Source organism: Bacillus sp. DNRA2, assembly GCF_012843265.1.
GTDB lineage: Bacteria > Bacillota > Bacilli > Bacillales > Cytobacillaceae > Bacillus_BU.
This window is the reverse complement of record NZ_JABAIT010000016.1, coordinates 13057-26160: the sequence shown is the minus strand read 5'-3', so window position 1 is coordinate 26160 and position 13104 is coordinate 13057. Positions and strand designations below refer to the sequence as shown.

Sequence of the window (13104 nt, the reverse complement as noted above, 5' to 3'; positions counted from 1 at the left end):
GCCTGTACGGTTCAAAAAGCCGTTACAGGCTTTTGTTTTTCCAAAAACTTCAAATTACATTGATAAAGCTTGGCGAATTTGTACAATCTAACTTTATCAATAGTGTGGAGGTACATAACGAGATGAGTTTATGGTTTAGTGGTTGTAATGTTGATTGTACGAATACTGGATTTCAAGCAATACACTTAATTTGATATGAATAACAAACAAAAACCTGGAAAATTAGAAGCACTCCTTTGGAATATTGCATTGCCGGGATTTAGTCAAATTTTATCAGGCCAAGTTACCAAAGGAATCTTCTTTGTATTATCTGAGATGTTCATCAATGTGTTTAGTCATTTTAATACAATCATCATGTACAGCTTCTTGGGGCAAATTCAAAAGGCTATCAGTACTGCAAATTATCAGTGGTTAATGTTTTATCCGTGTTTTTACATGTTTTCGCTGTGGGATGCCTACCGATTTGCGATGCCAGAATCGGAAAGAAGATCCTATTTACCATTTGTTTTTGGGGCATTTTTTGTAACAGTAGGTCTGATGATTTCACCGAAATTTAAGATTTTTGGTGTTTTATTAGGACCAGTTTTTCTACCGATGCTGTCCTTAATCCCAGGGCTGTTGGTTGGTTTTATGATTAGAATAATCATTTTACAGTTTGAAAATAATACCTGACCCGATTCAAAAACTTTTTCTAGGGTTAGAAAAATAATTTTAAAATGGAGGAGTTTGTACCCTCACAAAAACCGTACATGGAAGGAATTCTTTATGTGAAAATAATAAATTTCAATTATTGCCAGCTTTGACCCCGGCAATTCACAAACTAGGGCCGTATGTTATAATTGTTTGGGTCAGAGAGGTGAGATCATTGTTTGGATTAATTTTTTTTAAGAAAAAGAAACCACTTAATTTAGAAGAATCTATTGCCTTAATTCAACAAGGTGATCGGACCCTGCAAAATGAGTTAATTGAAAATTATAAGCCGTTTATCGCCAAAACAGTATCAGCCGTTTGCAAGCGATATATTTATGAGACAGACGATGAATATAGTATTGGTTTAATTGCCTTTAATGAGGCGATTGAAAAGTTCAGTACAGAAAAAGGAAAATCGTTATTAAGTTTTGCAGAAGTGATCATTAAACGAAGAGTGATTGATTATATTCGAAAAAATACAAAAGAAAACAATCTCCGTTTTGATACAAGCTTTGATGTTCAGGGGGATGAAACCCAGAGTGGGTTAGCGATTGAAAATGAGCTATCAATTGAGCATCATCTTCAAAAGCAAGAAGCGGAAAAGCGTCGTGAGGAAATTCTACTATTTCATCAAAAGCTTCAAGGCTTCGGTCTCTCTTTACAGGAGATTATTGATCAAGCGCCTAAGCATGCTGATGCACGAATAAATGCCATTTCGATAGCGAAGCTTATTTGCGAAAATGAAGAATTGCTTGGTTACTTACTGGACAAAAAAAGACTACCGATTAAGGAATTGGAAAAGTATGCGCAGACTAGTCGCAAAACAATTGAACGGAACAGAAAATATATTATTGCGATGTCAATTATTCTCTCAGAGGAATTTTATTATTTACAGGACTATCTTAAAGGGGTGATAAAGGAGTGAAGACGGGTATTATTTTAGAAATAGATGAGCATTATTTAACTGTATTAACCCCTGATGGTCAATTTTTACGCACTAAAAATATTAAGTCCCCTTATCAAATTGGTGAGGAGATTCAATTTGTACCAGTTGATGTCCCAATCCGTGCATCCCTAAAATGGTATAGTACAGCTAAAGGAAAAGGATTAGCCGCAGCAGCGTTAGCCATTATGATTGGTGCTTCGACTTTCATTCCTTTTTACCAAAGTAACCAAGTATATGCATATATGACGATAGACGATGGTTCTAGTATCGAATTGGAAGTAAATAAGGAACTCGAGGTTATTGGCATGATCCCTTATAATGATGAGGGCGAAAAAATTGTAAATTCCATTAAAGATTGGAAAAAACAAGAGGTATCGATTGTTTCAGAAAAAATCATTTCAGAGATGGAGAAGCAAGAGGTAGGGGATGGCAACATTGTCATGAGCTCCACCATTCTTGCCGGTGAAACTGAAACAAACAGAAAGCAAAAGTTAAACCAAGTGATGACCGCAATTCAAACGTTTGTAAAAGAAGAACATCAAGCAACCATCACCCATGTTGAAGGAACTGAGGTCGAGCGCGAAAAAGCGAAGGAGCAGGGTGTTACTGTTGGACAAATAAAAGAGAAAGAAATGCGTAAAAACGCAAAGGAAAACCAGCATCCTAAAAAGTCTAAAAAGGGTCAGAATCAAAAAAATGAACAAAACATTGGACCTGGGAATGTTGAGGTTGACCCGAAGCTCGAAAATCAAAAGCATGATACAAATGCTCCTGAAATGAATAATGACAATAACCACAAGAACAATCAAAATACAATTGATAATAAAGAAAAGTGGGATAAGACACAAAATCAAAACCCAAATTCAGCCCCGCAGAACAAATTCCAAAATAATAATCAGCATAATAATCAAAATTGGCAGAAACCAAACCCATCTCAGCAAAGGAAGCAAGATAGTCCAAATGGAAAAGGGAATCAAAAGTAAAAGTCCGGGTTTAACCGGACTTTTTGCCATTGTATTATGATTGGTTGTTACTGCCAGACATTTGAGCCTGAGCTTGTTTAACAAGTCTTTTTGTGATCTCGCCGCCGACTGAGCCATTTGCTCTTGAAACGGTATCTGAGCCTAAGGTAACCCCGAATTCTTGAGCAATTTCGTATTTTACTTGATCTAAAAATTGTTCAACTCCGGGAACTAAAAGCTTATTGTTGTTCCGTGCCATTTTTGTTCACTCCTTACGCAATGTACAGAGAGGAATCTCTGTAACAATAGTTTGTGGGAGTGTTATGAAATGATGCATGGTAATTTTAGCAATTTGCAAATAGGTATTAAAAAATTTAATCATGCTCATAAAAAAACCTCCGCAAACGGGAGGTTTTTTTTCTGTTTAAGAAAATAAAAGTTTTGAACTAGTTTTAGTGTCTAGCTCCAGGCGCCATCGGCTCGAGGTCACAAGTCAATCCGTCCAGAAGGTAAAAAGCAACCTTCCGGCCGGCTCGCCTTGTGCTTGTCGCCGATATGCGGGCGCCTTACGCTTTTCGCAAGTTATTTACCTGGATTAGCTTGTGCGTATTCAAATGCTTCTAGCAGTAGGTCGACAACATGTACTCCCCGTGAAGTTTTACTCAAACCTTCACGTTCAATGCCTAGCTTCATTTGTAATAGACAGCCTGGGTTAGAAGTTGCAATCGTTGTTGCTTGTGTGTCGCGAACTCGATCCATTTTATAATCAAGGAACTTCATCGACATTTCTGATTGAATAATGTTATAAATACCGGCGGAACCACAGCAACGGTCTGCTTCAACCATTTCATGGTAATCAACACCCTTGATTGCTTTAAGCAAGATTCGCGGATATTGAGAAGCCTTCATTACATTCTTTAAGTGACAAGAATCCTGATAAGTGATGACTTGGTAAGGTAAGCGAAGATCTTTCTTATGGAAATCAAGCGCTACAAGAATCTCACCAACATCTTTCAACTTATTAACAAAATCCTTTGCACGATCCTTAAATTCTGGATCATCGTGAAGGACGTGATCGTATTCGATTAAGAATGCACCACAACCTCCGGCATTTGTAATGATATAATCAACATTCATATCCTCGAATGCTTTAATATTTTTACGGGCCATTTCCTTCGAATTATCCTTTTCGCCGTAGTGACCATGAAGGGCACCGCAACAAGCTTGATCTTCCGGAATGACGATTTCACAGCCAGCGTGCTGTAAGATCTGAATCGTTGATTTATTGGTTTCATAGAACATTGTATCCATTAAACAGCCAGTGAAAAAGGCAACGCGCTTTTTCTTTGTGCCGATTGCTGAAAACTCGTTTGGACGGCTTAACATTTCCTTACGGGTTGCAATTTTCGGTAAAACACGCTCCATTGTTGCAATCGTATCAGGGAATAACTTCATTACCCCAACAGAACGAGCAACCGTTTGTAAACCAGAGCGTTGATAGAAGCCAATTAAGTTAACCAGCAATCTCATGTTGTTTTGTTTAGGGAAAAGATGGTCAAATACCACTGTGCGCACAGCTTTTACTGGTGCAGAGTATTTTTTGTTTTGAGCGATACAATCACGAGCTTGTTCAAGTAAGTGACTGTAGTTGACACCTGATGGGCAAACTGATTCACAAGCACGACATCCTAAACAAAGGTTCATTGAATGCTCAAAATCTTCATCGGGTTCGATTAATCCGTCAACAACTGCTTTCATTAATGCAACACGGCCGCGAGGGGAGTGTGACTCTTGGAACCCGGATTCAATATAAGTTGGACAGGATGGTAAACAAAATCCACATCTCGCACAGTTATAAAGATCGTCTTCGTTCATCTTATCCTTAAACGATTGTTGGATTAATTCCCGTTCTTTTGTTGTTGTCATCTTGAAATCACCACACGGTTTCGGTTATTTTCCATGAACACTTTTCCAGGATTAAAGATATTGTTTGGATCTAAAGCATCTTTAACTAACTTCATTGCGGCTACGCCTTCTTTACCTAACTTTAATTCTAAGAAAGGTGCTTTTTCAGTGCCAATTCCATGTTCTCCTGAAATTGTACCGCCAAGTTTAACCGCTGCTTCAAAGATTTCAGCAAATGCCTGCTCAACGCGGTGCATTTCCTCTTTATTACGAGAGTCAGTTGGACATGTAGGATGAAGATTTCCGTCGCCTGCATGACCGAACGTACAAATTTGCACATTATATTTTTTGGCAATTTCGTTAATTGCTTTAACTAAGTTAGCAACTTCAGATCTTGGCACAGTAGCATCTTCTAAGATAGTTGTTGGCTTTAAACGAGCTAGTGCTGATAACGCTGTACGACGGGCAGTTGCAAGTTGATTTCCTTCTTCGTCGTTTTTTGCCACCTGAATAGATGTTGCATTTTGGGCTTTACAAATTTCAGCAATTTTTTCCATATCACGAGCTACGATTTCTGCAGGACCGTCTTGTTCGATTAGAAGTACGGCTTCAACATCTGTTGGAAGTCCGATTTTGGTTGCAGCTTCAACAACTTCGATTGTAGCTTTGTCCATAAACTCTAAAGTTGTAGGGATGATTTTTGCAGCGATAATTTTTGATACTGTTCTTGCAGCTGATTCCACGTCTTGATATAACGCTAAAGCAGTTTTTTTCGTTTCAGGTTTTGGAACAAGTTTTAAGATTGCTTCGGTGATAATACCAAGTGTACCTTCAGAACCTACCATTAAGCGTGTAAAATCGTATCCAGCAACATCTTTAGCCAATTTTCCGCCAGTTTTGATAATGTCGCCGTTTGCTAATACAATTTCTAATCCAATTACATAATCACGTGTAACGCCATATTTTAAACCACGAAGTCCGCCGGCATTTTCTGCAATGTTGCCAACGATAGTAGAAATTTTTACAGTACCTGGATCTGGCGGATAGAATAAGCCTTCAGCTTCTACGGCCTTGATAATGTCCATTGTGATCACGCCAGGCTCAACAGTAATCGTTAGATTTTCTAAATCCAACTCTTTAATTTTGTTCATATTCTTAAATAGCATCACAATTCCGCCTTGAGTTGGCGTACAGCCGCCACTAAGGTTAGTGCCCGTACCGCGTGAGTAAATCGGAATGGATAACTCGTTACATACTTTTACAATTTCAGATACTTCTTTAGTATTGCGGGGACAAATTACTGCATCAGGCATTGCTTGTTTTACAGGTGTAGAATCGTAAGAATAAGAAGCTCGTCCAACTTGTGAATCATCGTAGTTTTCTTCTCCAACTATAGCAATAAAACGTTTTGCTACATCTTTACTTATCATGTTGATTCCCCCAAAATGATTATTAAGCGCTTTCAACCTTGCCGAACCTTGTCGAATTGCGTTATTACTATTATTAGTATAAAAAATTGGGCTAAGATTTTCTATAGAAAAAACAACAAAAAAAAGCCTATATTAGGCTAGATTTTTGTTGTTTCATCCAGTAGTTGTAGGCTTAAATATAGAATCAACAAGTCGTGAATATTAGCAGGGTCGAGATTTGTCAATTCATTGACTTTTTTCAATCGATAATGAAGTGTATTGATATGAACATGGAGAGACAGGGCGGTATTTTTTAAAGAATGATTATTTTCAAATAATATTTTCAGTGTGTGTATTAATTCGGTTTCATGTCTGATTGGTCCAATTGTTCGTTCAATAAATATTTTTTTCGTATCCTTTTTCACATCATCTAGAATCATTTCAATTGTTAAATCTTCATCAAAAATAATCGGTGAAAGTTTCGTGCATGATCGTAAAGCGCGCTCAGCTTGATTGTAGGATTGTTTCATGTCGCGTGCGGATACAATTTGGCCAATTCCAATCGAAAGTTGTGAATGGAGGTTTTCTTCGATAAAGTTTTGAAATGAAATGACGTAATTTAATATTTGCTCGCGATTTTCATCACTTTGTATTTCTCGTAGGACGAGGATTCGATTTTTCCCCCAACGAATTAATATATCCCCTTTCCGAGCATGATTCCACCTGGATAGTGTACTGTATATATCGCGAAGTAAAAGGTGCTCATATTGGTGCATATCAAGCATGATGGCTTGTCTTCGTGATGTAAGATCAATATTAAGCAACTTGGCCTGGTTGAAGAAAACAGAATCCCATTCGCGATTTTGTAGCCAATCAAATACAAATGCTTCGAGTGACCGTGAATGTAGCTCGAGCTGTTCGGCATAATAGTTTTCACTTACAATCATTTCCGTCATTTTCCTGATGATTTCCCCAAATGGCGCAACCTTTGCAGGATCTCCTGTAATCCCAATAACTCCAATCACGTCTCTTCGGAAAAAAACAGGTAGGTTGATGCCAGCTTTAACACCAAGTAATTTTTTTTCATCTTGTTCCAAAATAACCAAAGTATCTTTTTTTTCAACCACTTTTAGAGCACCTTGATGAAAATTACCAATTCGATTTTCTTCAGTGCTTGCAATAATAATTCCTTGAGTATTGACAATAATAATATCCTCGCCAATCAATTTTTTGACATCTTTAACGATTTTTTCAGCAATCTCTGGGAAAAGCATGTCAAATTCCCCCTATGTGATTTGTAGTTAATTATAAGGGATATAGTGAATTAAGAGGCGAAACTTCACTAATTTGCCATAATTACATAAAAAATGTAGGAAGACCCGGAGGAAAACTCCTCCGGGTTCAATATTTCAAATTGTGCAACCTATGAAATTTCCAAGTATTCAAGCTGATATTTAGTGAAGTCAAAACGATTAATCCTTTCCCTGGCTGACATCCTTGGTAGGATGCATAAATGGTTGAGCTCGTTGAACCTTTTTACTTTCCAGCAATTCACGATTTTCAGGGGTATTCCAGCCAATATCATTAGTTGGGTGAATCCATTGATCTCCAGACATAGTGGCCGGGTCCGTTTCTTTACTCCAATTTTCTAAAGGAGATTGCTTGGAACGGTATTGACTATCCCCGATTGTAACCCCGTAATCGTTGACAAAGGGTGGCTGCATTCTTATGCCTGTTCCTTTAAAGCTTGGGGCACTTATTTGGTGAGGTAGTGTCTCATCTACAGCCAATTCATTTTGTCGTTCCTTTTCATCGGTCATCGTTAACATCTCCTTTTTGATTAGTTTTTGATGTTTGGCTAAGTTTATGAGTGTTTTATATCTAATAAAATGTGGAAGTTGAACTGTTGTATTGAATTTTTGTATCGGTGAACAATAAAAGCATCATTTATTGGAAGGAGGATATTATGGCGAAAAGAAAAGCAGCATATAATGCCGTGGAAAAATACAGTAAAACGCCCCATAAAAATAATGAAGAGGTAGAGTTTTCTGCCGAATTTGCCAGAGGTGAAAACCCAATGAAAGGGGCTAATCGAAACTCAAAGCAGGGTCGAGTAGGGAAAGGGAAACATAATGAAAGACCAATTGAATAATCCTAATGACCAAAATGCGGATGCAAATGTCGAATTTGGAATTGAGTTCGGTGACATTAACGGAGCTAAGTTAATTGAATATCCGTTTATGAATCAGAATCAACCTAAAAAGAAGGAAAAAAAGAAGCAGAAAAAATAATAAAAAAGGATCAGTACATCTAAATATGATGGCTGATCCTGATTTTTTAACCGAGCGTAAATATATGTGCAGAAGTTGTCTCTGGCTGATAATAGGCAAGCAGTTGGAAGTTTCCTTTATTTATTGTACCGCTTTGTAAGTATTGGTCTAAATCAAAATGGAGTTTTTCGATTACTGTCAATTTATATAAATCCTTTTCCGAAAGGTTTAAAAAGACAAAATCGGTGCCAACAATTTCGGGTGTTGCTAATATTGCTTGGTATATTTCTGACCGTTCTTGTTTCTGAATACGGTCCTCCCACCAAGACTTTCTTGGTTTATATTTTTGATTACGTAAATAGTCATATTTCATTAAATCTACAATTACCGGGAAATCAGGGAGATTTTGTGCGTTTAGAAATTGGAATAATCTGCGATACAAATCCTCTAACTGATGACCAATTCGTGCCCATCCTTGTTCATCCCAAAAGATACCGAACTCTTGAAAAAAGTCAAATGGTGATGGGAATACTTTTGTTACTAAATACTCGATTGTTGTATCCATCCGGTGGTCGTTCCAATACTTCTCCAATACATCCTCCACTTGCTTGATTCGAATAATTTCCGCAAATGTCATGACGTGATTTCCAAGGATTTCATATGGTGGAAAGTCCATGTAAATGTAGTTGTATTGTTTGGCTTGGCGTCGCAAACCAGTACCATGAAGCATTTTTAAAAAGCCTAGCTGAAGTTCCTCAGGACGAAGAGCGAACACATCATTAAAGGTTTTTCGAAAGCTTTGATAATCTTCTTCAGGAAGACCGGCGATTAAATCAAGATGCTGGTCGATTTTACCGCCCTCTTTAACCATGGTGACAGTTCGTTTTAGCTTTTCAAAATTTTGTTTACGATGAACAAGTTGATTTGTTAAATCATTGGTGGATTGCACGCCAATTTCAAATCGAAATAACCCAGGTGGGGCAGTCTCATTTAAAAATTGAATGACCTCCGGCCTCATGATGTCGGCAGTGATTTCAAATTGAAATACGGTTCCTGGTACATGTTCGTCAATTAAAAATTGAAATATATCCATCGCGTAACTGCGACTTATATTAAAGGTTCGGTCAAGAAACTTGATTGTTCTCGCACCGTGTTCCATTAAATAACGAATATCATCTTTAATTTTTTCACGATCAAAATATCGTACTCCAACTTCAATTGAAGATAGACAAAATTGACAATTAAAAGGACAGCCACGGCTTGTCTCAATATAGGCAATCCGCTTCGAAAGATTAGGTCGATCTTCCTCAAATCGAAATGGGGAAGGAAGGTCACGCAGGTCTATTTTTTGAAGCTGCCGATTGACGATGATTTTCCCAGCTTCATTTCTATATGCCATTGATGGTACTGAGGCAAAATCAAGTGAATTCTCAATGTGGACGAGCAATTGTTTGAAGGTTTCCTCGCCTTCGCCAGTTACAATGACATCAATCTCAGGGACACGGTTCATCCTGTCTTCGACATCATAGGAGACTTCAGGTCCCCCAAGGACGATCATGATTGAAGGATTAATCTTCTTGATCATCTGAATGACTCTGATTGTTTCTTCTATATTCCATATATAACAGCTAAAGCCGATGACCTGAGGCTTCTTTTGAATGAGATCAGTAACAATCCGTAATGCAGGGTCTTTGATCGTATATTCAGGGATTTCGATGTTGAATTCCGGGGCACTATATGCTTTTAAGTAGCGAATCGCCAAATTGGTATGAATGTACTTGGCGTTTAGTGTGGTACAAATGATTTTCATAAAAAAGACTCCTTAATAAAAAATTGCCAATGTAATTATAGTCTAGTATGGACGAAAATGATAGCGCAAAACCAATGACCAATAGAAAAGGCATTCTCCGAAATCGGAGAATGCCTTTAAAAGCCTAGTGTTTATGGAATCATAAACGAGAATACTGCGTGTTGCAAGTAAGTCATAATACAAACGAGTAAAACTAAGAAGAAACTGTATTTTAGAGTGAAACGTAATAATTCACTTTCTTTACCTGCTAAACCTACAGCCGCACAAGCTACGGCAATTGACTGAGGCGAAATCATTTTACCAGTTACACCACCAGAAGAGTTAGCGGCTACTGCAAGAACAGGATCCATTCCTACTGATAGTGCTGTAATCTTCTGTAGGTTTCCGAATAGTAAGTTTGCAGATGTATCGGAACCAGTGATGAATACTCCCAACCAACCAAGTAAAGGTGAGAAGAATGGGAATAACGCGCCAGTTTTTGCTAATGCCATACCAAGTGATGTACTCATACCAGATGCGTTTGTTACATATGCAAAACCAACAACTGAAGCGATTGTGATGATTGGGAATTTCATTTCATTTAGTGTTTCACCAAATGTTTTAACCCAATTGCTCCAAGAAATGCCAGTAATGAACTTTGTAATTACACAAGCGATAAGAATTGCTGTACCAGCAGCTGCTAAAACTTCGAGCTTGTAAACAGCAGGTACCGCTGCACCAGCTGTGTTAATGATTTTGTTGTTTAGACCAGGAACTTCAGGCATAAATGTTAACGCATGACCAATTGAGTTAATACCTTTTAAGATTGCGTTAGTACCTTCATAATGTCCAGCAAGAGCTAGTTTAATCGTTGGAATACCCCAAATAGAGATAATACCAGTTAGCACGATAAACGGAGACCATGCTTTGAAGACTTGACCACCCGTATAATGTACTTTCTTTTCATCTGATTTCTTAGCTGTTGCCGTTGTTGCAGCCATTTCTGCTTCAGTAGAGAAACGGTAAATTGTTTTTGGTTTCCAGAACTGTAAGAAAATAGCTGTTGCAAACAATGAAATTAATGCTGATAAAATATCTGGAAGCTCAGGTCCTAAGAAGTTTGAGCTCAAATATTGTGTTAAAGCGAAAGAAAGTCCAGATACTAAAACGGCAGGAAGGACTTCCATCGTACGTTTGAAACCTGTCATAATCATGACTAAGAAAAATGGGATAAATGCAGATAGGAATGGTAACTGACGTCCTACCATTTTAGAAATTTCCATCGCTGGAATTCCTGTCGGACCTTCTACTGCGATAATTGGAATCCCAATCGCACCGAAAGCAACTGGTGCAGTGTTCGCGATTAAACATAGACCTGCTGCATAAAGTGGATTAAAGCCTAAACCTACTAATAGGGCAGCAGAGATGGCAACCGGAGCACCGAAGCCTGCAGCACCTTCAAGGAAAGCACCAAATGAGAAAGCGATTAATAATGCTTGAAGACGACGGTCTTCAGTGATTGATAGTACTGAATGACGAATAATGTCAAATTGACCAGTTTTTACAGTAATTTGATACAGGAACACTGAAGTGATGATAATCCATCCAATTGGAATGATACCGTAAACGGCACCTTGTGATGCGGACATAACCGCCATACCAACTGGCATTTTGAAGAAGAATACTGCCACGATAATTGATACGAGTAAAGTAGTAATCCCGGCAATATAACCTTTCATTCGTTTAATTGCTAAAGCCCAGAAAAAGTACAAAATCGGAATTAGTGCAACTACTGCCGACCAAAGGAGACTATCTCCAACTGCGGTAAAATTTTGTGTGAACGTCATAATACTCCCCCAAGTATTTAGATTTGGTGTGTTAAGTTACCCCCGTACATTACGATAAAAATACTGTCACTCCTTCCAATATTCTAGTAACCGCTTTCAAAGAAGGTTAATTAAGTTAACTTCTTTGCTAGTCATCATTTCTATTGGTGATGTCTAGTTAAGTCGAATTATATGAGAATACTGTCGAAAAAACAATATTATTATCAAAAATATTTTGCTAATAAAATAATATTTTTATTCAATGTTTTTTATATTTATATATTATTCGCGTTGTTTGTCCTATAAAACACAGGGTTAATAGGATTTAAAAAGTGAAAAACTATATAGAAAAAAGTTGATTGGTTTTGGATTAAACAAAAATTAAAATATGACAATAACTTTAGTCACTTTTAAAGTTTGTCTATTTTGTGAATATTATTTAAAACACTTCCAAAAACTTATATCTATATAGTATTAATAGTAATAATGGTAATGTTTTTCAAATGCTGTTTGGTCGATTGGTTACCTAATGACCAGTTGACTAGTCTTTGCTGAATTGAATTTAATGTCACGAAGGAGCGAAAAAAATGAAGGTATCCCTCTTTGCAACATGCTTAGTGGACTTGTTCCGCAGTAATGTTGGTAAAGCAACTGTTGAATTGTTGGAACGATTAGGGTGTGAAATTGATTTTCCTGAATCTCAGGTATGCTGTGGCCAACCAGCTTATAACAGTGGTTATGTAGAATCAACAAAAGATGCAATGAAAAAAATGATTGAAACATTTGAAGATGCAGAGGTGGTAGTTTCACCTTCGGGATCTTGTGCATATATGTTTCATGAATACCCACATATCTTTAAAGGTGATCCAGTATGGGAGCCACGAGCGAAGAAGCTTGCTGCCAAAACTTATGAGTTAACTCAATTCATCGTTGAAGTTTTAAAAATCGAGGATGTTGGAGCAAAATTTGACGCAACTGTTACATATCATACATCCTGTCATATGACTAGATTATTGGGTGTAAAGCGTCCGCCAATGGTTCTTTTGCAGAATGTAAAAGGACTAAAATTTACTGAACTTCCTGGTAAGGAGCAATGCTGTGGATTTGGTGGTACTTTTGCTGTGAAAATGCAACATATTTCTGAGCAAATGGTTGATGAGAAAGCGCAACATGTTGAAGAAACAGGTGCTGAGTACTTGATTGGTGCTGACGAAGGTTGCTTGATGAACATTCGCGGTAGAATTGACCGCAAAGGAAAGCCGATAAAAGTAATGCATATTGCCGAAGTATTAAATATGCACTAATAA

At 37.6% G+C, this 13104-nt stretch carries 13 protein-coding genes; 6 read left to right on the top strand and 7 right to left on the bottom strand.

Going from position 1 to position 13104, the window contains the following annotated elements:
• The first annotated feature begins 195 nt into the window (after positions 1–195).
• The 3 genes from HHO41_RS14080 to HHO41_RS14070 all read left to right on the top strand — a co-directional run bounded on the left by HHO41_RS14080 (position 196) and on the right by HHO41_RS14070 (position 2619).
• Positions 196–672, top strand: a complete 477-nt coding sequence (locus HHO41_RS14080) for a hypothetical protein (RefSeq protein WP_169099716.1) — start codon at positions 196–198, stop codon at positions 670–672.
• Positions 673–856: 184 nt separating this feature from the next.
• Complete coding sequence (gene sigI, locus HHO41_RS14075) at positions 857–1615, top strand: RNA polymerase sigma factor SigI (protein WP_481747098.1); 759 nt, start codon at positions 857–859, stop codon at positions 1613–1615.
• A complete protein-coding gene (locus HHO41_RS14070) occupies positions 1612–2619 on the top strand; it encodes an anti-sigma-I factor RsgI family protein (RefSeq protein ID WP_169099712.1) in 1008 nt (335 codons plus the stop codon). Before sigI ends, HHO41_RS14070 begins: the two co-directional genes overlap by 4 nt.
• 34 nt (positions 2620–2653) lie before the next feature.
• Here HHO41_RS14070 and HHO41_RS14065 read toward each other — a convergent pair whose 3' ends face one another.
• The 5 genes from HHO41_RS14065 to HHO41_RS14045 form a co-directional block, all read right to left on the bottom strand.
• On the bottom strand, positions 2654–2857 hold the full coding sequence (locus HHO41_RS14065) for an alpha/beta-type small acid-soluble spore protein (RefSeq protein WP_169099710.1): 204 nt from the start codon (positions 2855–2857) through the stop codon (positions 2654–2656).
• A gap of 323 nt (positions 2858–3180) precedes the next feature.
• A complete protein-coding gene (locus tag HHO41_RS14060; protein WP_169099708.1) occupies positions 3181–4524 on the bottom strand; it encodes a (Fe-S)-binding protein in 1344 nt (447 codons plus the stop codon).
• Positions 4521–5933 carry a glycolate oxidase subunit GlcD gene (gene glcD / locus HHO41_RS14055; RefSeq protein WP_169099706.1) on the bottom strand — a complete coding sequence of 471 codons (1413 nt, stop codon included), beginning with the start codon at positions 5931–5933 and terminating at the stop codon, positions 4521–4523. The genes HHO41_RS14060 and glcD overlap by 4 nt, the downstream gene beginning before the upstream one ends.
• A 137-nt stretch (positions 5934–6070) precedes the next feature.
• Complete coding sequence (locus HHO41_RS14050; RefSeq protein WP_169099704.1) at positions 6071–7186, bottom strand: CdaR family transcriptional regulator; 1116 nt, start codon at positions 7184–7186, stop codon at positions 6071–6073.
• 198 nt (positions 7187–7384) lie between these two features.
• Entirely contained in the window at positions 7385–7732 is a 348-nt protein-coding gene (locus tag HHO41_RS14045) for a DUF3905 domain-containing protein (protein WP_169099702.1), read from the bottom strand.
• A 146-nt stretch (positions 7733–7878) separates the two neighbouring features.
• Here HHO41_RS14045 and HHO41_RS14040 point away from each other — a divergent pair, with 146 nt between their 5' ends.
• Both HHO41_RS14040 and HHO41_RS14035 read left to right on the top strand, forming a co-directional pair.
• Entirely contained in the window at positions 7879–8064 is a 186-nt protein-coding gene (locus HHO41_RS14040) for a hypothetical protein (RefSeq protein ID WP_169099699.1), read from the top strand.
• Positions 8045–8203, top strand: a complete 159-nt coding sequence (locus HHO41_RS14035) for a hypothetical protein (protein WP_169099697.1) — start codon at positions 8045–8047, stop codon at positions 8201–8203. The genes HHO41_RS14040 and HHO41_RS14035 overlap by 20 nt, the downstream gene beginning before the upstream one ends.
• A 46-nt stretch (positions 8204–8249) precedes the next feature.
• On the opposite strand, the gene HHO41_RS14030 is transcribed toward HHO41_RS14035, so the two are convergent.
• Both HHO41_RS14030 and HHO41_RS14025 read right to left on the bottom strand, forming a co-directional pair.
• Positions 8250–9992, bottom strand: coding sequence for a B12-binding domain-containing radical SAM protein (locus tag HHO41_RS14030; protein WP_169099695.1), 1743 nt, complete (start codon positions 9990–9992; stop codon positions 8250–8252).
• Positions 9993–10123: 131 nt separating this feature from the next.
• Positions 10124–11818, bottom strand: a complete 1695-nt coding sequence (locus HHO41_RS14025) for an L-lactate permease (protein ID WP_169099693.1) — start codon at positions 11816–11818, stop codon at positions 10124–10126.
• A 566-nt stretch (positions 11819–12384) separates the two neighbouring features.
• Here HHO41_RS14025 and HHO41_RS14020 point away from each other — a divergent pair.
• The gene (locus HHO41_RS14020) at positions 12385–13101 is read left to right on the top strand and encodes a (Fe-S)-binding protein (protein ID WP_169099691.1); all 717 of its coding nucleotides are present in this window, start codon (positions 12385–12387) and stop codon (positions 13099–13101) included.
• The last annotated feature ends 3 nt before the right edge of the window (positions 13102–13104 follow it).

Excerpts from the sequence above, each read along its gene's own strand:
- HHO41_RS14080 (WP_169099716.1), top strand. The coding sequence starts at position 196 with ATGAATAACAAACAAAAACCTGGAAAATTAGAAGCACTCCTTTGGAAT.
- HHO41_RS14065 (WP_169099710.1), bottom strand. The coding sequence starts at position 2,857 with ATGGCACGGAACAACAATAAGCTTTTAGTTCCCGGAGTTGAACAATTT.
- HHO41_RS14060 (WP_169099708.1), bottom strand. The coding sequence starts at position 4,524 with ATGACAACAACAAAAGAACGGGAATTAATCCAACAATCGTTTAAGGAT.
- glcD (WP_169099706.1), bottom strand. The coding sequence starts at position 5,933 with ATGATAAGTAAAGATGTAGCAAAACGTTTTATTGCTATAGTTGGAGAA.
- HHO41_RS14050 (WP_169099704.1), bottom strand. The coding sequence starts at position 7,186 with ATGCTTTTCCCAGAGATTGCTGAAAAAATCGTTAAAGATGTCAAAAAA.
- HHO41_RS14045 (WP_169099702.1), bottom strand. The coding sequence starts at position 7,732 with ATGACCGATGAAAAGGAACGACAAAATGAATTGGCTGTAGATGAGACA.
- HHO41_RS14040 (WP_169099699.1), top strand. The coding sequence starts at position 7,879 with ATGGCGAAAAGAAAAGCAGCATATAATGCCGTGGAAAAATACAGTAAA.
- HHO41_RS14035 (WP_169099697.1), top strand. The coding sequence starts at position 8,045 with ATGAAAGACCAATTGAATAATCCTAATGACCAAAATGCGGATGCAAAT.
- HHO41_RS14030 (WP_169099695.1), bottom strand. The coding sequence starts at position 9,992 with ATGAAAATCATTTGTACCACACTAAACGCCAAGTACATTCATACCAAT.
- HHO41_RS14025 (WP_169099693.1), bottom strand. The coding sequence starts at position 11,818 with ATGACGTTCACACAAAATTTTACCGCAGTTGGAGATAGTCTCCTTTGG.
- HHO41_RS14020 (WP_169099691.1), top strand. The coding sequence starts at position 12,385 with ATGAAGGTATCCCTCTTTGCAACATGCTTAGTGGACTTGTTCCGCAGT.